Source organism: Novosphingobium sp. Chol11 (assembly GCF_900218065.1).
In the GTDB taxonomy this organism is placed as follows: Bacteria; Pseudomonadota; Alphaproteobacteria; order Sphingomonadales; family Sphingomonadaceae; genus Sphingobium; species Sphingobium agri.
The window spans coordinates 85,934-102,408 of record NZ_OBMU01000001.1 but is presented as its reverse complement, the minus strand read 5'-3'; the positions used below and the strand labels follow the sequence as shown (position 1 = coordinate 102,408).

At 56.2% G+C, this 16,475-nt stretch carries 17 protein-coding genes, 1 tRNA gene and 1 pseudogene; 9 read left to right on the top strand and 10 right to left on the bottom strand.

Translation table 11 applies throughout. The annotated features are described in order from the left end of the window. The first annotated feature begins 5 nt into the window (after positions 1–5). On the top strand, positions 6–1,085 hold the full coding sequence (gene dinB, locus NCHOL11_RS00490) for a DNA polymerase IV (RefSeq protein ID WP_097090593.1): 1,080 nt from the start codon (positions 6–8) through the stop codon (positions 1,083–1,085). A 6-nt stretch (positions 1,086–1,091) separates the two neighbouring features. Here dinB and NCHOL11_RS00485 read toward each other — a convergent pair whose 3' ends face one another. Beyond that, entirely contained in the window at positions 1,092–1,886 is a 795-nt protein-coding gene (locus tag NCHOL11_RS00485; RefSeq protein ID WP_097090592.1) for a DUF1134 domain-containing protein, read from the bottom strand. A gap of 232 nt (positions 1,887–2,118) precedes the next feature. Between NCHOL11_RS00485 and NCHOL11_RS00480 the strand changes: the two genes are divergently transcribed. Beyond that, a tRNA-Ser gene (locus NCHOL11_RS00480) sits at positions 2,119–2,211 on the top strand. A gap of 185 nt (positions 2,212–2,396) precedes the next feature. Here NCHOL11_RS00480 and NCHOL11_RS00475 read toward each other — a convergent pair. From NCHOL11_RS00475 to NCHOL11_RS00465, 3 genes are all read right to left on the bottom strand, one after another. Further along, positions 2,397–3,056, bottom strand: a complete 660-nt coding sequence (locus tag NCHOL11_RS00475; RefSeq protein ID WP_097090591.1) for a phosphoribosyltransferase family protein — start codon at positions 3,054–3,056, stop codon at positions 2,397–2,399. Then, the gene (locus NCHOL11_RS00470; RefSeq protein ID WP_217991032.1) at positions 3,053–3,850 is read right to left on the bottom strand and encodes a DNA-processing protein DprA; all 798 of its coding nucleotides are present in this window, start codon (positions 3,848–3,850) and stop codon (positions 3,053–3,055) included. Before NCHOL11_RS00470 ends, NCHOL11_RS00475 begins: the two co-directional genes overlap by 4 nt. An 84-nt stretch (positions 3,851–3,934) precedes the next feature. Beyond that, positions 3,935–4,513, bottom strand: a complete 579-nt coding sequence (locus NCHOL11_RS00465; RefSeq protein ID WP_097090590.1) for a recombinase family protein — start codon at positions 4,511–4,513, stop codon at positions 3,935–3,937. Between the two features lie 980 nt (positions 4,514–5,493). On the opposite strand from NCHOL11_RS00465, the gene NCHOL11_RS00460 reads away from it, so the two are divergent. Then, positions 5,494–5,733 (top strand): DUF6894 family protein, encoded by a 240-nt coding sequence (locus tag NCHOL11_RS00460; protein ID WP_097090589.1) that lies wholly within the window; start codon positions 5,494–5,496, stop codon positions 5,731–5,733. Between the two features lie 404 nt (positions 5,734–6,137). Here the strand turns inward: NCHOL11_RS00460 and NCHOL11_RS00455 are convergent, their stop codons facing one another. Together NCHOL11_RS00455 and NCHOL11_RS17965 are read right to left on the bottom strand one after the other, a co-directional pair. Beyond that, a complete protein-coding gene (locus NCHOL11_RS00455) occupies positions 6,138–6,383 on the bottom strand; it encodes a hypothetical protein (RefSeq protein ID WP_097090588.1) in 246 nt (81 codons plus the stop codon). A gap of 69 nt (positions 6,384–6,452) precedes the next feature. After that, complete coding sequence (locus NCHOL11_RS17965; protein WP_141397794.1) at positions 6,453–6,695, bottom strand: hypothetical protein; 243 nt, start codon at positions 6,693–6,695, stop codon at positions 6,453–6,455. Positions 6,696–6,897: 202 nt separating this feature from the next. On the opposite strand from NCHOL11_RS17965, the gene NCHOL11_RS18310 reads away from it, so the two are divergent. From NCHOL11_RS18310 to NCHOL11_RS18455, 3 genes and pseudogenes are all read left to right on the top strand, one after another. Then, on the top strand, positions 6,898–7,224 hold the full coding sequence (locus NCHOL11_RS18310; protein ID WP_097090587.1) for a hypothetical protein: 327 nt from the start codon (positions 6,898–6,900) through the stop codon (positions 7,222–7,224). 1 nt (position 7,225) lies between these two features. Further along, a pseudogene (locus NCHOL11_RS18760) lies at positions 7,226–7,426 on the top strand (zinc ribbon domain-containing protein); the annotation flags it as partial. Between the two features lie 129 nt (positions 7,427–7,555). Beyond that, positions 7,556–8,056, top strand: coding sequence for a hypothetical protein (locus NCHOL11_RS18455; protein ID WP_097090586.1), 501 nt, complete (start codon positions 7,556–7,558; stop codon positions 8,054–8,056). A gap of 1,006 nt (positions 8,057–9,062) precedes the next feature. Here the strand turns inward: NCHOL11_RS18455 and NCHOL11_RS18755 are convergent. The 3 genes from NCHOL11_RS18755 to NCHOL11_RS00430 all read right to left on the bottom strand — a co-directional run bounded on the left by NCHOL11_RS18755 (position 9,063) and on the right by NCHOL11_RS00430 (position 11,793). Continuing rightward, positions 9,063–9,281 carry a helix-turn-helix transcriptional regulator gene (locus tag NCHOL11_RS18755; protein WP_097090585.1) on the bottom strand — a complete coding sequence of 73 codons (219 nt, stop codon included), beginning with the start codon at positions 9,279–9,281 and terminating at the stop codon, positions 9,063–9,065. A 136-nt stretch (positions 9,282–9,417) separates the two neighbouring features. After that, on the bottom strand, positions 9,418–10,602 hold the full coding sequence (locus NCHOL11_RS00435) for a tyrosine-type recombinase/integrase (RefSeq protein WP_097090584.1): 1,185 nt from the start codon (positions 10,600–10,602) through the stop codon (positions 9,418–9,420). Positions 10,603–10,812: 210 nt separating this feature from the next. Then, positions 10,813–11,793 carry a polysaccharide deacetylase family protein gene (locus NCHOL11_RS00430; RefSeq protein ID WP_097092620.1) on the bottom strand — a complete coding sequence of 327 codons (981 nt, stop codon included), beginning with the start codon at positions 11,791–11,793 and terminating at the stop codon, positions 10,813–10,815. A gap of 101 nt (positions 11,794–11,894) precedes the next feature. Between NCHOL11_RS00430 and cofE the strand changes: the two genes are divergently transcribed. From cofE to cofC, 3 genes are read left to right on the top strand one after another with little or no spacing between them, the layout of a single operon-like run. Next, positions 11,895–12,650, top strand: coding sequence for a coenzyme F420-0:L-glutamate ligase (cofE, locus tag NCHOL11_RS00425; protein ID WP_097090583.1), 756 nt, complete (start codon positions 11,895–11,897; stop codon positions 12,648–12,650). Continuing rightward, positions 12,647–13,579, top strand: a complete 933-nt coding sequence (cofD, locus tag NCHOL11_RS00420; protein WP_097090582.1) for a 2-phospho-L-lactate transferase — start codon at positions 12,647–12,649, stop codon at positions 13,577–13,579. The genes cofE and cofD overlap by 4 nt, the downstream gene beginning before the upstream one ends. 2 nt (positions 13,580–13,581) lie before the next feature. Beyond that, positions 13,582–14,169 (top strand): 2-phospho-L-lactate guanylyltransferase, encoded by a 588-nt coding sequence (gene cofC, locus NCHOL11_RS00415; RefSeq protein WP_097090581.1) that lies wholly within the window; start codon positions 13,582–13,584, stop codon positions 14,167–14,169. Between the two features lie 9 nt (positions 14,170–14,178). On the opposite strand, the gene NCHOL11_RS00410 is transcribed toward cofC, so the two are convergent. Continuing rightward, a complete protein-coding gene (locus NCHOL11_RS00410) occupies positions 14,179–16,440 on the bottom strand; it encodes an NADP-dependent malic enzyme (RefSeq protein WP_097090580.1) in 2,262 nt (753 codons plus the stop codon). Between the last annotated feature and the right edge of the window lie 35 nt (positions 16,441–16,475).

Genomic DNA, 16,475 nt, shown 5'->3' with positions numbered 1-16,475 from the left:
CCTTCATGGACTCCCGGCTGCGCAAGATCATCCATATCGACATGGATGCCTTTTACGCGTCGGTCGAGCAGCGCGACGATCCAAGCCTGCGCGGGAAACCCATCGCAGTAGGCGGCGGTGGGCCCCGGGGGGTGGTGGCGACGGCCAGCTATGAAGCGCGCGTTTTTGGCGTGAAGTCCGCCATGCCGGGCGCGCGAGCGCGGCGGCTCTGTCCGGACCTGTTGTTCGTGAAACCCCGATTTGAGGTGTACCGCGCGGTTTCCACTCATGTGCGTGAGATTTTCGCCCGCTTCACCGATGTCATTCAGCCTCTGTCGCTGGATGAAGCCTATCTGGACGTGACCGAAAACAAGGCAGGATCATCGTCCGCCACCGCGATCGCGCAGCAGATCCGGCGCATGATCCGGGACGAAACCGGCCTCACTGCCTCAGCCGGGGTCTCCTACAACAAGTTGATCGCCAAGCTCGCGTCGGATCAGAACAAGCCGGACGGTATTTGCGTGGTGCGGCCGGACGAAGGAGCGCGCTTCATGGCGCAGATGCCGGTCCGGCGAATCCATGGTGTGGGACCCGTAACAGCGCGGCGGATGCAAGCTTTGGGAATAGAGACAGGCGCCGACTTGCTGGCCCGTGACCTCGGTTTCCTGCAGCAGCATTTCGGGAGCGCTGCGCCTTTCTACTATCGCGCCGCGCGGGGAGAGGATGATCGGCCCGTCCATGAAAGGCAGGAAAGGAAATCGGTCAGCGTCGAAGACACGTTCTTCGATGACCTGATCACTCAGGACGCCTTGGTCGCGGAAATCGACCGGATCGCGCAAAGCCTCTGGACCCGGATCGAGAAGAGCGGCGCCTATGGCCGCACCGTCGTCCTCAAGATCAAGTTCGCTGATTTCCGGATCATCACCCGGTCACGCAGTATGAACGCGCCGGTTCGCTCGCCAGACCTGCTCGCGGAAACGGCGCGCGCCCTGTTGATCGCCCAGTTGCCGCTGCGGATGGGCGCGCGGCTGCTGGGCCTGGGTGTCCATAATCTTGATGCTGAGGAGCCGGTCGAACAAAGTCAGCAGCTCAGCTTCCCCCTGTGAAAGGGTTTAGAAGGGCAGCCAGTTCCGCTTTTCCGTGAACTTCATGTAACCGGCGTTCACACCAAGCCGATATCCTACGCCGAGACGGATGGGGATCAACACGACGCTGCCCCAGCGAAGATAGCTCGCCGTGAAGCCACCAACCAGATAGGCCGTGCCTTCCGCCGCAGGGAAACGATGGTAAAGATCCTGCGTGTCGTAGAGATTATAGACCAGGACGAAGGTGTTGGCGGCGTTGCCCCCCACGTCGAAGCCGATCGACGGCCCGGTCCAATATACTTCCCGGCGCCCTTCCACCTTGTGGTTGAGCGTGCCCGATCCATAGCGCAGACCAACCACAAAGGCGCCCGACGCTTCCCGGCCAGCGATATAGGCGTTGGGGCGGCCCTGATCCTTCAAGATCTTTTCGATCATGCCGGCCAGCCCCTCCGCCCCCTTGCCGAAGACGCCTTCGGCAGCGCCGATCAGGTCATCTTCCTGATAGGATTCGCTGGGGCTCAACGCAGCGGGCGGAGAGTTGGCGGTAACGGGGGCTCCCGTCGCTGTACTATTTGCCGTGGATGCCGAAGACTCCGGTGCCGCACTGCTCGCTGGCGGAACGCTATTGTCCACACCCGGTTCGGTCGGCGTGCTGTTCGCCTGCGGCACGGGCGCGAGATCAGCGTCAATCGCGCTGTTCGGATCGACCGTGCGCACCTGCGCCTCCGCCGCGAGCGGACTGAATGCCACCCCGGCAACGGCAAGCGTCCATGCGCCACGCCGTGCCACGCGAGCCGACACTCGCCTTACAATCCCGATCATGCCCGCTACTCCCCGACTTTGCCGCTCTTCGACCATCTATCAGATTATCGGAAGCCAAGCTGAAACGACAATGAACGAACGGCGACCCGAGTCGATTCCGGGCTGGAACGAATCCGGCAGCGAAGTTTGTAAGAATTTCATGGCATAGCCCGTTGCCTTGCGGGAAAGCCGCCGTTATAGCGCTTCTCGCCTAGCCGCTGTCCCGCCCTAAGCGGGCGTTCAGGCCATGTTTGGAGACGTGGGTGAGTGGCTGAAACCAACGGTTTGCTAAACCGTCGTACTGGTAAATCCGGTACCGAGGGTTCGAATCCCTCCGTCTCCGCCACCCTTCTCATTAAGCCCCTGTTTTTACAGGGTTTATGGGAGATCCGTGGAAGTCGTCCCACATTGCGCCCAACATTGCGGATTGCGGACCGATGGATCCGAATCGGTTTTAGGTGCCTAGCTAATCGTCCCCATTAAGATGAGTCGATCGCGACCATTTCGAAGGTTAATTGGACGACCTGAGGTTCAAAGGTCAAAATCAAAGGCGCAACCGGTAGCGTCCCAATCGATATTCTCCATCGGGACGGCCCACATATTATCAGGGCGTTCCCAAATGGTGCGCGCCGCTGCCATACCGTGACCGACTGCGGCACCGTTGTTGCGGAGAACCGTAGCGCACGCCTTCATGTGATTTCCAGACGTCACAACATCGTCAACCATCACGACAGTCTTACCGTGTAATCCCTGATGGCAGACGAGGTTGTCGCGGATATCAACGAATTTTCGGCTCCCGCCCTTGCTGGACCCCTGCACAGCCTCCCGTTGAGTAAGGCACGGCAAGATTTCAAAGGCGTCGTTGCCGGCTTGGTTTATAGCGCGGCAGAGCTTCAAAGCAGTGAAGTCGGCCCTAGTATCGACATGTGAGGAAGAGGGGATCGGAACTAAAGTTAGATTGTGCAATCCTAGGGATGCGATCTTCTGCGCCGCCCATTTGCCGAAAATCGAAAATGCGGTGGCCCGGTGTGTCTGGCTAATTTCACGCGCAATGCCGTCTATATCGACCACATGAGCGTAGCCGTTCACAGCAGCGCCCTTGAGGCACTTGATGAATTTGTTGGGGGGATAGTCGGTGCTTTGATATCCGGTATAAGACGGATAATAGCATTGGGCATAGAGTTCGATCACTTGCGATACACATGCTCAAGCAAGGTTTCTGTTGAATCAATTACTAGGCAGCGTTCGTAATTGAGAAAGGTCTTTGGCCAAGTAAGTCGCTGATTATCCACAACGCTTTTCAAAATACCCAACCAGCGATTTTGCCGGACGCACTCTGCGGCTTGATGAAGAGTACCCGAAGTATCAGATGCTTCAATAACCACGGTAGCATCACTTAACATCGCCATGGTTTTATTACGCTCTGGAAAGCTCGAACGATATGTGCGCTCTCCAAATTCGAACTGCGATATCAGTAGATGCTCGCGGTATACACATTCTTGGAGGCGAGCGTTGGCGGCAGGGTAAGCCTTATCCAGCGGAGTACCAATAACTCCGACAGTGTGCCCGCCGTTAGCGATGGCAGATTCCATTGCGTTCGTGTCCACACCAGCAGCTAGGCCGGATACGATCACCACATCCGCCTCGGCTAGTTCGCGGGCAATGCGGCGTGCCCGCTTGATCCCATCCTCTGAAACTTCCCTGCTGCCAATAACCGCTATGCACCGCTTTTTCAGCAGCGTCACATCACCGGCGCAAAAAAGGGACTGAACCCCTGCTTTCGACTTCGGCTTGCCAGCCCAAAAATCGAATTGTTCCTTGGCAGCCGTTTCGCGCGGCGAGCCTTTAAGAAGTTCGTTTACCTCGACATGCATCCAGTTCAGGGGGGCGCGATATTTCATAGTGGGTCTAAAGCGATCCGCTTGACTCCTATCGGCGTTGGGCCTGTCGAAGGTGTGATGCAGGTTCATAGCGTCGGCGCTCACGCTATATGAAATGATTCGCCGAATCAAGACAAGAACAGATAGGGAACATTTGAAAAGTCGAGTCCTTTTGATCTTCCTTCTTGCTCATAGGGATGCACAATATCGCTTCACCGTTGCCTCTGACAAACCAAACTGTCGTGCTGTGCCTTTAATGCTGGCCCCATTTTCCTTGCGCCATTGAACTACATGGGCAGCGTCAGCAGCGAACGGACGGCCAAGGCTGACCTTACCCCGATGGGTGCGCCCTGTAGCCGCCAACGCTACCCGAGCCGCTTCTCTACCGGCATCGCAGCGTTCCTTGATCCGGTTCCGCTCCATATCTGCAATCTGCGCCAGAACAGCGACAATGAGCTCCCCGACGCCTTTTGCAATGGGGCCAAGGCCAAGCACTTCGACCGTAACACCTTTGTCGATCAGCTTGCGTACGGTCGCTTGCACATCAAGGGCATCTCTGCCCAACCTATCGATTGCTGCAACATGCAGCACATCGCCTTCTCGGATATAATTGAGCAGGGCAGCAAACGCCGGACGATCAGCGGCAGGGATAGCACCTGACACACCTTCATCAGAAAATTCCTTGTCGAAAGGACCGGCAAGGGAATTCCGCTGACCTTCAATGGACTGGTCGCCAGTGGATACCCGATAATATGCCAGCTTGCTCATAAAGCTCCTATTCGACTCGCTCATAAGATACATTCACTTTATGAGCTATAGCGCATATGGCAATATGGTATCTTACAAGCCCACTTACCCGAGGCGAAAGCACCCCGCCTTCTAGTTAGAACTTGTGCGCCTAGGTGGTGTCCCACCCCTCCCCTTGCACGAAGGCCGGTCATGACCATCTGCAATGCATGTTCATAGAAGACCCTACACAACGAAATGGGAAACGCTTTCCGGCTGATATCGGGGATTGGCCACCATGGATCGAGCGTCCCACCGAAAACAAAGAAGACGAGGAAAGTCGTCGGACGATTGATGAGTTACCTCACGCTGGAATTTTTAAGGCGACCACACAGAAACTTTGTTCCTTGCTGCGAAAGGCCCCCGTGCTTGCCGGGTTGCACAGCCGGACTTGCTTTCATTTTCCAGGGGTACCCCTTAGAAAATAACGATATCGAAACAAATATGGTCGAGAATCGCAACAGCATCGTTTTTGCTTGGCCTCTCATGTGAGCGTGTAGAAAGCTGCCCAGCAGCAAGCGACCATTAGCTGACCTTCGGCACAGGGTCGTTATCAAAATGCCCCGCGCCACAAGGGGGCGGGGCCAGTTTGGGTCGCAATGCAGGCTAACCTGCGCGTCAAATAGGCTGCAATTCCAGGTTCATTGCAATACGCTACGCATTTATGCGGATAATAAAAAGAGTAACGTATTGATATCTAATGACACATTTGTGGTTAACAAATAATACAGCACTGAGTGCATTTGAGTTAAGTTTGCTGGGCCGGAAGAGAAAAGTGCGACCCATACTCGATTCCGGCCCAGCGCAGATCAGCCTTTCAGCGCTCCGCTGCCCTGCTCGATAGACGTGGCATCAGGTTCGCGCATCTGTTTTTTTACAAGCGCTCAAGAACTTTTTCTCAATGCAATCTGTGCCAAGCCTAAGTTAGTGCGCGCTCCTCCCCGAGGATGTAAGGTAATCGTGTGGCACAGTATTTTTTCCACCTGCATGACCGCAGCGGTGTGTTGCCTGACGCCGAAGGCCAGACGCTTGAAAGCGTAACCTCTGCTCGCAATCACGCCATTGCTGCGGCCCGTTCGGTGATCAGCGCGGACGTGATTGGGGGTGTGCTGGACCTCTCCGGCTTCATCGAAGTAACGGATGAACAGGGCAGAATAGTGCTGATCTTGCACTTTGAAGAAGCAGTTCTGCGGACCGTCTGAGGGTCGGCTTCCCACCCATCCCAGCCATCCCAGCCATCCCAGCCATAAAACAGCCCTTTCCCATGCGCCCAAGGTCAATAGGTCTGACGTTGCCATCTAAAATGTCGTTTTGAGGCGATTTAAGGGGTCGCCAGGCGTCAAAAAAGGACTTTAGGCTACTACCCTACCTCTTGCCTAACAACGTTGCTCTATGGGGTTTAAAATCTCCTACTGACAAGTATCCAGCGAGTCGGGATAACTAAAGACACAACTCTCTAAAGTAGTTATCTAGTTTAGTTCAAGGCATCTTCTAAGTCTTTGAATTCGGTTGTTCCATCGATCCGCAACGTTACGCTTCTTTACAATCATCATTGCACAGTTGTGAATAGGGCTGCGCGAGAATATCTCCCCCACAGCCCCGTCCATCAATTGATAATATTGAGGAACACAAAATCTAGTATATCTTTCCAGCCATAATAGCCGATTTCGTCGAACACCGCTGAATGCAAAAAGCGATCCTCCCAGTAATCCACCGCTTCTGAATGTTTGAGGTCTTCCACAGCTATGATGTAAAACAGTATATCGTCTCTGCTATAAACAATCGCCCGTTTGCTTTCGCTGAATCGCCAGCCACCGAAACAATATTGTTCGAGATCAACTTTGTCTGTCATGTTCACACCTCTTCTTTGCTCATTGCAATTAAGAGGCCGGACTCCGGAGCTTTTGGCCTCGGAGACCTATTAAGAGCGGAAAAATATCGAACGCAACAAGAGATTTTTTGTTGTACTATCTAATAATATCTCACTGATTTTGCTCGATTCTTTTTTCGCTTTCGCAGTGTGGCATTGATCCAGAAGAGGGGCGCTGCGCTCAATTGATTGGAAGGCGTGACCAGTCAGCAGCATCGCCACGGCATCATCGCATTCTCCAGAAAGGGTCAGGAGAACAAATAGAGGATTTACCTCGACGGCCTTGTTTGCCATCACAATCTCGCAGTCGGTGAGTCCCGGCTGTGAGGCTTAGTATCCTCTCATCACATAGCTCGGTCGAATTTTCGGCCGGGTGGCATGTGCGTATGTCCAGCCGGTTTCACCGGTAAAGGCACATGCGCCTTGTGCTATGTGCAGGGATACTAACGCCCGGCTTTCGTCGGGTTTCCGCCTCTAACTTGAATGCAGGGGCGATATGAAAAGAATTTCTTATAACTGTGCCATCTTCGTGTGCGCCTTGGTTGCCCTGACCAGCAATGCTCAGGCTCAGACTGATGCTATCACCGAGAGGAACAACTGCCTTAAGACGTTCGACGCGAAGGCAAGAGCTAAGAAAGTTTCCGTAGACTCCTATAAGCTGGCTGTAGAGGGAGCATGTGCCTACGAGCAAAAAAATGCTCGGGCATTGTACCAGCTCTCTTTGGAACTAAGCCCTAATCAGGACTATTTGGTAGAGCGTTTTGACCAGAATTACGCTGACCTAAAGGCAAAGATGGTAACGGCTTATGTGATGGGGGATTAACATGCCCTCTGCCGACGAACGAACTTGCCCCGATTGTGCAGAAACGATCAAGACTGCTGCGAAAGTATGCAAGCACTGCGGGCTCCGCTTTCCTGCAAAGACGGCAGCCACTGCTTTGCCTAAACCAGTTAAGCGCATCGATCCTGCGCCGCTGTATCGCTGCCCCCATTGTTCGAAACCCACATCGAAAGCCATCGGCTATTGCATCCACTGTGATCATTCCTTTCGGAAATCCGCTGGACCGACCAACGGCGAACGAGACAGCAGTGGAGAAGCGCGAAGAGGCCCTAAGTCCAACGGAGGTAGTGGCTCTTCCGCATCTCGCCTTGTTATGGGTGTCACCCTTTGCGGAGCTCTGATCTGGGGAGTGAATAGTTGCAGCTCATCATGGGCAGAGAGCGAACGGCAGGGCCGTATAGAGGCGTTGCAAAGGGACATTGCTGAAACACGCGCGCGAATTCCCGACCTGCAAACCCAATGTAAGTACGGGCCTAAAGAGAATGCCGAAGACGCAAGGGAACGCTATCTTGCCGAATGGGATGCAGCGGTCGGTGATAATCTCGTCAACATAGCGCCCGATCAGGAGTGGGCAATCAGAACAGCCTTAGGTCGTGAAATGGGCCTGCCGCCAAGCCAGGTAAACGGCTGGAAGCAGATTTACGAAAGCCGGGCACAAGCTGCCAAAGCAACCCTCGCCCGGATCGAAAGCGAGAAGAAGCAGAAAGCGGCTGAGCGCGATAAGGAACAAAAGGAAATTTGTGATCGCCTTGAGCTAAACAGGTCCAGCCTAAAGGAGGATCAGGCAGAGTTGCGTCGGCTCCAACAGCAATAACGTATTCATAAATATGACAATAGGCCCTTAGAGCTGTTTTAAGAGCCACTTTGTCGATTTGGCCATCCTTCTGCCTGGATGTAGGCTTTTCCACTGTAAGGTACCTTCCAGAGCCCGTAATGGCATATACTGAATAAAACCCAGTTTGCCTTGAACTCTGGCTTCACTCCCATCCACCTTCTCTAACGTCGAGTGCGTCCATCCGAAGAATTAGGTACCAGCTATTCATCTAATAAATATGAGATCAAACTTCCTTATAGATATTCTACTAAAAATACTGAATAGTAACGGTTGTTCCTCAGCACTGTTTCAGTTACAATGTGCGTGTAAGAGAAAATATCTCTTTCAAACCGATCCTCTATATTCCGGCATGATGCTGAGAAGCTTGGACAGAACAGTGTCTATTGGTTAGCGAAGGCGAACTGCCGATGTGCTCAAAGCCTGTCATTCGATCTTCCACGAAGAAGAGGCTAGGTGCTCCGGGGGAACTTACCCTTCCGACCCTCCTGTAAAGCCTGAAACCGGCCTAAGGAACAACCTAACCTATAATGGGTGATATAATGTCCTAGTGCAATCACTAGGTATCATACGTGGAGTGGCTTCCATTCTTCCCTTTCAAGGGGAAGACAAATAAAGCAGTTAGGCTATACGGAGCAGAGAAGGTTTTGGGTTAATCCGCTTTGATATAATATAATTGGTTATTAAGAACTGTCTTAACATTATCCCATTTATAACTATATCACCCTAGCGGAAGGAGAAGTATTATCTATTTGATATTGACTTAAACAATATAATTGAAAGCTTCTATCGTATATTTAGCTATATTTAGGAAACCTTATCAACAGAAGCATAAACGAGTGTACAAGATTAAACATAGCTCAGCTTCTTACAACTTGATAGGTGTCTACATAGCTTAAGAACCGCCATGACAAACCTTTTTGGCTGTAATCCAGAACAAGTGAACAGGATTCACACGCGGCTTTTCTAACCTCACCCCTGGACAAGCCTATTCAGCGAAGGCGGGGCTTAAAAGCCAGCCTCCTTTGGTCCTGGGGCGATTGGATAGCCATTCACTAACCTCTGAATATCGCCAGCGGACGGCATTCTTTCCCACACGGAATGGGCGAACGAAAAGGCCTTCCGTCATAAGTCGGTAAATAGAAGCGGTAGAGAGGCCCGTAAGCGCCTCTACCTCTTTTCGCCTAAGATATCGATCCTGATCCATAACCTCACCATGCTGCCAATAGCGTGTAAAATGGCGCTTCGGCGGTGACCGTCAAGGAAAAAATCGAATGATATCAAATGTTTATTTGTTATGATTTCTAAAAATGTAAGTCGTTGTTTTCTTGGCAGAACAGTTTCTATGTCTGACTTAGAAAACTGGTCCAATCATCCATGAGCAATCTGCGCTTCTCAAGCAGGGCAGAACGAGCATAGGCCGCCTCAGCCTTATCCTTGATCACATGGGCCAACGCGAATTCTATAACTTCGCGCGGGTGATGGGTTTGCTCACCTGCCCAATCACGGAATGAAGATCGGAAGCCATGAGGCACTGCCGGTATGTTGAGTTCCTTCATCAGCTTGGAGAGGGTCATGTCTGAAAGTGGCCTATTCTCCTTGGTGCCAGGAAACACCAAGTCCGATCCCTCCTGCTTATGCTGTTCAGCCTCCTTGAGGATCATCAGGCATCGATCAGAGAGCGGAACTTCGTGTGCCTTTTTTGCCTTCATGCGGCTGGCTGGGATCGTCCACACCTTCTTTGTCAGGTCGAACTCACCCCACTTTGCTTCACGGGTCTCCCCGGATCGAGTCGCGGTCAGAACAAGAAATTCAAACGCCAGCTTTGTAGTAATCCCCGCATCGCTATTGCGGACGTGGGTTATGGCAGCGGCTACCTGGTCGTAAGGCAGCGCCTCACGATGCTTTACCTTTGAACGATCATGTTTTGGCAGCGCCTGCCCAATAGCCTCGGTAGGGTTATCGAGACGCCAGCCGTTTGCCACTGCCCATTTCATGACGGTCCCCACCCGCTGCTTAACACGGCGAGCAGTCTCAGGGCGGCTGGTCCATATGGGGGTCAGAAGGGAAAGTATATCGGCACTACTAATCGTGCTGATCCTCTTGCTGCCGATGAAGGGAAATGCGAATTTATCGAGAGTATCTATCCACTGCTTGCCGTGCTTTTCATTGCGCCAGGTTGGCTTGTTGAGCTCATGGACTCGTTTAGCAGCTTCCTCGAACGTGAGAACGGCCTGTGCAGCCCTCTTTGCCGCGATGGGGTCAGCACCGGCCCTCGCAGCCTTTCTGTTCTCTATGGCCGCTTCACGGGCCTCTGCGAGGCTTACCAGAGCAATGGAACCCAACCCAACGTCCCGACGCTTCCCGTTGATGACGATACGCTGAATCCAGCGCTTGGACCCATTGGAGTCCACCTTGAGGTAGAGGCCGTTGCCATCGGCATGAAGGCCCGATTTCGTCAGGGTACGAATCGTAGCAGCCGTCAGCCGCTTCTCCCGATGCACTCCCGCAGGTTTAAATCCGCTCATCAACCAACATCCCGCCCAACATCAGCCGCCCCACATACCGCCCAACAAAATTTTTGGAAATGGAGAAGGTTCGAAGAGAACGCTTAAGAACGGATTTTTGCTAAAGTACTATTTAATAATGGTTTTCTGATTTCCTGAGAACGTTTGAGTATGGCGGACTGCGGACTCCGTCTCCGCCATCATTCCGATTTTAGATCACAGCTGCGGCAATCACGCCGGTATCAAGCGGCGTTCGTAGCGCCAGCTGGCCCATAGCTGCTGCGCCATGCGGCTTGCCGTTCGCACGCGGCTTGGCGGTACGCGGTTGTGTGAGGAGGGTGCGGTCGCCGCCATGTCGGATGGAAGATCGTGGAAGCCGCACACAGTGAGGCCTGGTAATTGGGCTGCGGCGCGGCAGAGAGAAGTGAACCGGCGCATGATTGCATGGTTGGGACGTTTGCGGTCGCGGCTGAGCATTTCGAAGCTGTGCGTGACGACCACATAAGCCGCATGGCTTTCGCGCACGGCGTGGCGCAGACCCGTGCGCATCTCCCGCGCCGACATCGCGCAGATTTGCGCGGGGCGGAAGCTGCCGGGCCGGTCCGTGATACCTGACACCGCGAGTTCGCCAACGCCGAAGCGGTGAGAAGGAGCGATCTGATCGCGAGCGCCGCTGATCCGGCAGCCACAGCGATGATAGGCCGGATTGACGCTGCTGTCCCAAGCCAGGCCGACGTCAGCAAGCGCCCGTAATGTATCGTCATTGGCACCGAAATTTCCCGCGCGGAAGGCGGTAATCGGCGGTGCCCCCGCCTCCTCCAGCCATGCCTTGCCGAGGCGCAGCAATATGGCTTGGTCTGCTTGACTGAAATCGCCGACGTTGCGGCCCAGTTGCCCGCTCACAGGAGAGTGACGCGCCCAGCGAAGCCATTCGCTGTGGATATGCAGCTGCACCTCATGTCCGCGTGCCACGATCGGCGTGACGATGGGTCTCAGAAACTCCGTCCCATATAAAAGCGCGGGCATCGGGTCGACGAAGAACACACCCTTCAGGCCATGGCTCTCCAGCTCATCCATCTGCCAGCCAATGCCATAGGCTCGGCCCTCGGCTTCTCCCCAGATGGATGAACGGACATTGTCTTCCAGACCCATCCCCCGCTCATGAAGCAGCGACGATAATTCCGTGTCTACGGTGATCAGAAGGGCGGTCATCATCAACGCCTTACTTCATCCATGTTAAGGAGCCGTAACGCCATGCTGATCACGGCAATGGAGCGGCTACCCACAGGGATGGTCGCGCGCTACATCGCCTCATGATCTCGATTCATCCGCTGACCGGCCTGGCAGAAATATGTGCCGGTGACGACTTGGCCATGCTGTTGCGCGATGCGCTTGGGCAGGCCGGGCTGTGGCCGCTGCTGAAAGGCGATATACTGGTCGTCACGCAGAAAATATTGTCCAAGGCGGAAGGCCGCATGGTGGACCTCACTGAGGTCGTGCCTAGCGAGCAAGCGCTGGAACTGGCGGAAACGACGAGGAAAGATCCCCGCCTCGTCGAACTTGTGCTTCGTGAAAGCAGCGCCATCGTACGTGCCGTGCCGCACATATTGATTACCCGGCACAGGCTTGGCCATGTCATGGCCAATGGTGGCATAGATCGATCCAATATCGGTCCGGGTGGCGCGGAACGGGCGCTGCTGCTGCCGGTGGATCCCGATGGATCAGCCGCCGCGCTTAGCCATGATCTTGCGAGCGACGGCGCCGCCCCTGCCGTGGTCATTTCCGACAGTTTCGGACGGCCTTGGCGCCACGGTGTCGTGGGTGTGGCGATCGGCGCTGCGGGACTGCCGGCGCTCGTCGACCGGCGGGGCGAGGAGGATAGGGATGGGCGGCGGCTGGAAGTGACGCAGATCGCGCTGGCTGATCAGATTGCGACCGCCGCCGCCCTGGTCACCGGTGAAGGGGCCGAAAGCATACCGGCTGTTCTCATGCGTGGATTGCGTCTGCCGCCCGGGGATGCTCCAGCCGCCACGCTTGTGCGGCCGATCGAGGAGGATCTGTTTCGATGAGCCGGGTCGTGACCCTGACCGGAGGCGTGGGCGGAGCCAAGCTGGTGCTGGGGTTGATGCAGATATGCCCGCCGGAACAGATCACCGCCATCGTGAACACGGGAGACGATTTCCGGCACCTGGGGCTTGCCATATCGCCAGACATCGACACGCTGCTGTATACCCTGTCCGGAAAGGCCAATAAAACGCAAGGCTGGGGCCGGGAGGGCGAAAGCTGGAGCTTCATGGATGCCGTCAAATCGCTGGGCGGCGAAGACTGGTTCCTGCTGGGCGATGGGGACCTGGCGCTGCATGTACTGCGGTCGCATCTGCTTGCAGAGGGCGAGACGTTAAGCGCTATCACGGCGCGGTTCGCTTCTGCGTGGGAGTTGGGTCTTTCCATTCTGCCGATGAGCGATGACCCTGTGGCCACTCATCTCACTACAAGTGAGGGCGACATGCCGTTTCAGCGCTATTTTGTCGAACGCCGTTGCGCGCCTGAGGTGGAGGCCATCCGGTTTGAGGGCGCCGAACGGGCGTCAGCGGCGGCGGGCGTGATCGAAGCGATCACGGATTCAGCCACCAAGGCCATTCTGATAGCGCCCTCCAATCCTTGGCTCAGCGTCGACCCGATCCTGGCCGTGCCCGGCATAAAGGAGGCACTCGCCGATACGCATGCACCGATCGTGGCCGTGTCGCCGATCGTAGGCGGGCAAGCAGTCAAGGGGCCTACTGCGAAGCTGATGGGCGAGATGGGATTGGCCGTGACGAACGAAAGTATCGCCGCGCATTATGCCGATGTCATCGACGGCTTGCTGGTCGATGAGCGGGACGATGCGTCTGGCCTGACCATTCCACATGACGTCACCGACACGCTGATGAAGACGCTAGCGGACCGGGAACGCGTCGCGCGCGCTGCTTTGGCGTTGGCGGATCGGATCGCTGGCTGATCGTGAACTGCTGGGTCGTCATACCGATCAAGGCCCCTGAATGGTGCAAGACGCGGCTTGCGCCTGTCCTCGGCGATAGAGAGCGTCGAAAGCTGGTGGCTGACATGCTGGCACAAACCGTATCTGCCGCGCAAAGCATTGTCGGTCTGCAGCGGGTATTGCTACTCGGCCCGTCACGCCATGACCTACCAGGCGACATCCCGCTGCTTCCCGACGCTGGACAGGGGCTCAATGTGGCGCTGGAAGGAGCGCGGAATGCGGCTATCGGGGCGGGGGTCCGTCGGCTGCTGATAGTGTCGGCAGATTTGCCTTTGATCAAAGCTGACGATGTCGCCGCCCTGCTGAACCTGCCGGGGGAGAGTGTCGCCATCGCGCCTGACCATGCGGGCACCGGCACCAACGCTGTATCGCTACCCCTCCCCTCGGCCGCCAAGTTCGCGTTCCACTATGGCGATGGCAGCTTCGCCGCCCACCGGGCCGAAGCAGGCCGGCTGGGCCTGCCCTTTCTCAGCCTTCGGCGGCGGGGACTGGAACTTGATATCGATCGGCCGGAAGAACTCGCGTTCTGGCGGCAGAGCCGAGTTCACTGACATCGGCCCTTAAAGGGCGACACCCGCCGAAGCCAGGACCGCGAGCGTCAGCAGTTCGGACGCATTGGACGACATGGTGGCGATCTGCACGGACTTCTCCATGCCCACGAGCATAGGTCCGATCATCGTCGTACCACCAAGTTCGCGCAGCAGCTTGGCCGAGATGTTGGCTGACTGGAGGCCCGGCATGACCAGCACATTGGCGGGACCCGACAGACGGCTGAACGGATAATTCTTCATGACCGTAGGATTGAGCGCCGCGTCGGCGGTCATCTCGCCCTCATATTCGAAATCGACATTCCGGCCGTCGAGCACCTTCAGCGCATCACGGACATTTTCCAGATGGCCACCCGGCGGGTTGCCGAAGTTGGAATAGGAAAGGAAAGCGACACGCGGGTCATGTCCCATGCGCCGCGCGACGGCGACCGTGCCCTCGGCGATATCGGCAAGTTCACTAGCGGAAGGGCGCTCATTGACCGTGGTGTCGGCCAGGAACACCGTCTTGTCCTTCGACACCATGATATGAATGCCAAAGGCGGTGCGGCCCACCGCCGGATCCATGACGCGCTTCACTTCGCGCAGCGTCTGCGCGAACGGCCGCGTCACGCCGGTGATCATCGCGTCGGCATGGCCCATGCTGACCAGCAAAGCACCGAATATATTGCGGTCCCGGTTGACCATACGCTCGCAGTCGCGCCGAAGATGTCCACGCCGCTGCAACCGGCCGTAGAGCGCATCCACCATCTCTGGGACCAGCGGCGAGTTGACGCTGTTGTGCAGTTCAAAGCTTTCAGGATCGCGGACGCCCAGCGCCTTCAGCTTGTCATAGACTTCGTTCCGCCCGACCAGCACGGGGATGCCATAGCCAAGGTCACGGAACTGGATGGCGGCGCGCAGCACCACCTCCTCTTCTGCTTCGGCGAACACCACGCGCTTGGGGTTGGCTTTCGCCACCTCATAGGCGCTTGTCAGGACCGAGGTCGTGGGATTCAACCGACCTTTAAGCGATTGGCGATAGGCGGCCATGTCAGAAATCGGCTTTTGCGCGACGCCGCTTTCCATCGCAGCCTGCGCCACGGCCGCCGGAACGACCTCCATCAGGCGCGGGTCGAACGGTGCGGGGATGATGTAATCGGGGCCGAAACTGTGCGACCTGCCATAGGCCTTCGCCACTTCCTCGGGCACCTGCTCGCGCGCGAGTTCCGCGATCGCCTGGGCCGCGGCGACCTTCATCGGCTCGTTGATGCCTGTCGCCCGGACGTCTAGGGCGCCGCGGAAGATGAAGGGGAAGCCCAGCACATTGTTGACCTGGTTCGGATAATCCGAGCGCCCGGTCGCAACGATCGCATCGGGCCGAACTTCCAGAACCTCGGGCGGGGCGATTTCGGGATCGGGATTGGCCATGGCGAAGATGATCGGCTTTTGCGCCATCGACTTCACCATCTCCTGCGACACCGCGCCCGCGACGGAGAGGCCGAGGAAAACGTCCGCACCCTTGATCGCTTCGCCAAGCGTCCGTGCATCCGTCTTCACCGCATGCGCCGATTTCCACTGGTTCATGCCTTCGGTGCGGCCCTGGTAGATAACGCCCTTGCTGTCGCACATGATGACATTGTCGTGCGCGACGCCGATCGCCTTGATCAGCTCGGTGCAGGATATGGAGGCGGCGCCCGCCCCGTTTACCACCACCTTCATGTCCTTGAGATCGCGCCCGGTCAGCATCGCCGCGTTGATGACGCCCGCCGCCGCAATGATCGCGGTGCCATGCTGGTCATCGTGAAAGACGGGGATGTTCATCCGTTCTTTCAGCGTCTGTTCGATGATGAAGCATTCGGGTGCCTTGATATCCTCAAGGTTGATCCCGCCAAAGCTCGGCTCCATCAGCTCGACCGCGTCGATGAACTTGTCGACATCCTCGGTCTTGAGCTCGATATCGATCGAGTCGACGTCAGCGAAGCGCTTGAAGAGCACCGCCTTGCCCTCCATCACCGGCTTGGACGCGAGCGCGCCGAGATTGCCAAGGCCAAGGATGGCCGTGCCGTTCGAGATGACGGCGACGAGGTTGCCCTTGGCGGTATAGTCATAGGCGGTTTGCGGATCGGCCGCGATGGCGCGCACCGGAACGGCCACGCCGGGCGAATAGGCGAGGCTGAGGTCGCGCTGGGTCGCCATCGGCTTCGATGCGATGATCTCGATCTTGCCTGGCCTGCCAGTCGAATGGAAAAACAGCGCCTCGCGCTCGGAAAATTCCACGTTCGACTTATCTGCCATGACGCATCCGCCCCTCTTTACCTACTGATGAGGCC

What these genes read in the sequence shown, in the direction of transcription:
- dinB (WP_097090593.1), top strand. Translation starts at nt 6, where the DNA reads ATGGACTCCCGGCTGCGCAAGATCATCCATATCGACATGGATGCCTTT.
- NCHOL11_RS00485 (WP_097090592.1), bottom strand. Translation starts at nt 1,886, where the DNA reads ATGATCGGGATTGTAAGGCGAGTGTCGGCTCGCGTGGCACGGCGTGGC.
- NCHOL11_RS00465 (WP_097090590.1), bottom strand. Translation starts at nt 4,513, where the DNA reads ATGAGCAAGCTGGCATATTATCGGGTATCCACTGGCGACCAGTCCATT.
- NCHOL11_RS00455 (WP_097090588.1), bottom strand. Translation starts at nt 6,383, where the DNA reads ATGACAGACAAAGTTGATCTCGAACAATATTGTTTCGGTGGCTGGCGA.
- NCHOL11_RS17965 (WP_141397794.1), bottom strand. Translation starts at nt 6,695, where the DNA reads ATGGCAAACAAGGCCGTCGAGGTAAATCCTCTATTTGTTCTCCTGACC.
- NCHOL11_RS18310 (WP_097090587.1), top strand. Translation starts at nt 6,898, where the DNA reads ATGAAAAGAATTTCTTATAACTGTGCCATCTTCGTGTGCGCCTTGGTT.
- NCHOL11_RS18455 (WP_097090586.1), top strand. Translation starts at nt 7,556, where the DNA reads ATGGGTGTCACCCTTTGCGGAGCTCTGATCTGGGGAGTGAATAGTTGC.
- NCHOL11_RS18755 (WP_097090585.1), bottom strand. Translation starts at nt 9,281, where the DNA reads ATGGATCAGGATCGATATCTTAGGCGAAAAGAGGTAGAGGCGCTTACG.
- NCHOL11_RS00435 (WP_097090584.1), bottom strand. Translation starts at nt 10,602, where the DNA reads ATGAGCGGATTTAAACCTGCGGGAGTGCATCGGGAGAAGCGGCTGACG.
- NCHOL11_RS00430 (WP_097092620.1), bottom strand. Translation starts at nt 11,793, where the DNA reads ATGACCGCCCTTCTGATCACCGTAGACACGGAATTATCGTCGCTGCTT.
- cofE (WP_097090583.1), top strand. Translation starts at nt 11,895, where the DNA reads ATGATCTCGATTCATCCGCTGACCGGCCTGGCAGAAATATGTGCCGGT.
- cofD (WP_097090582.1), top strand. Translation starts at nt 12,647, where the DNA reads ATGAGCCGGGTCGTGACCCTGACCGGAGGCGTGGGCGGAGCCAAGCTG.
- NCHOL11_RS00410 (WP_097090580.1), bottom strand. Translation starts at nt 16,440, where the DNA reads ATGGCAGATAAGTCGAACGTGGAATTTTCCGAGCGCGAGGCGCTGTTT.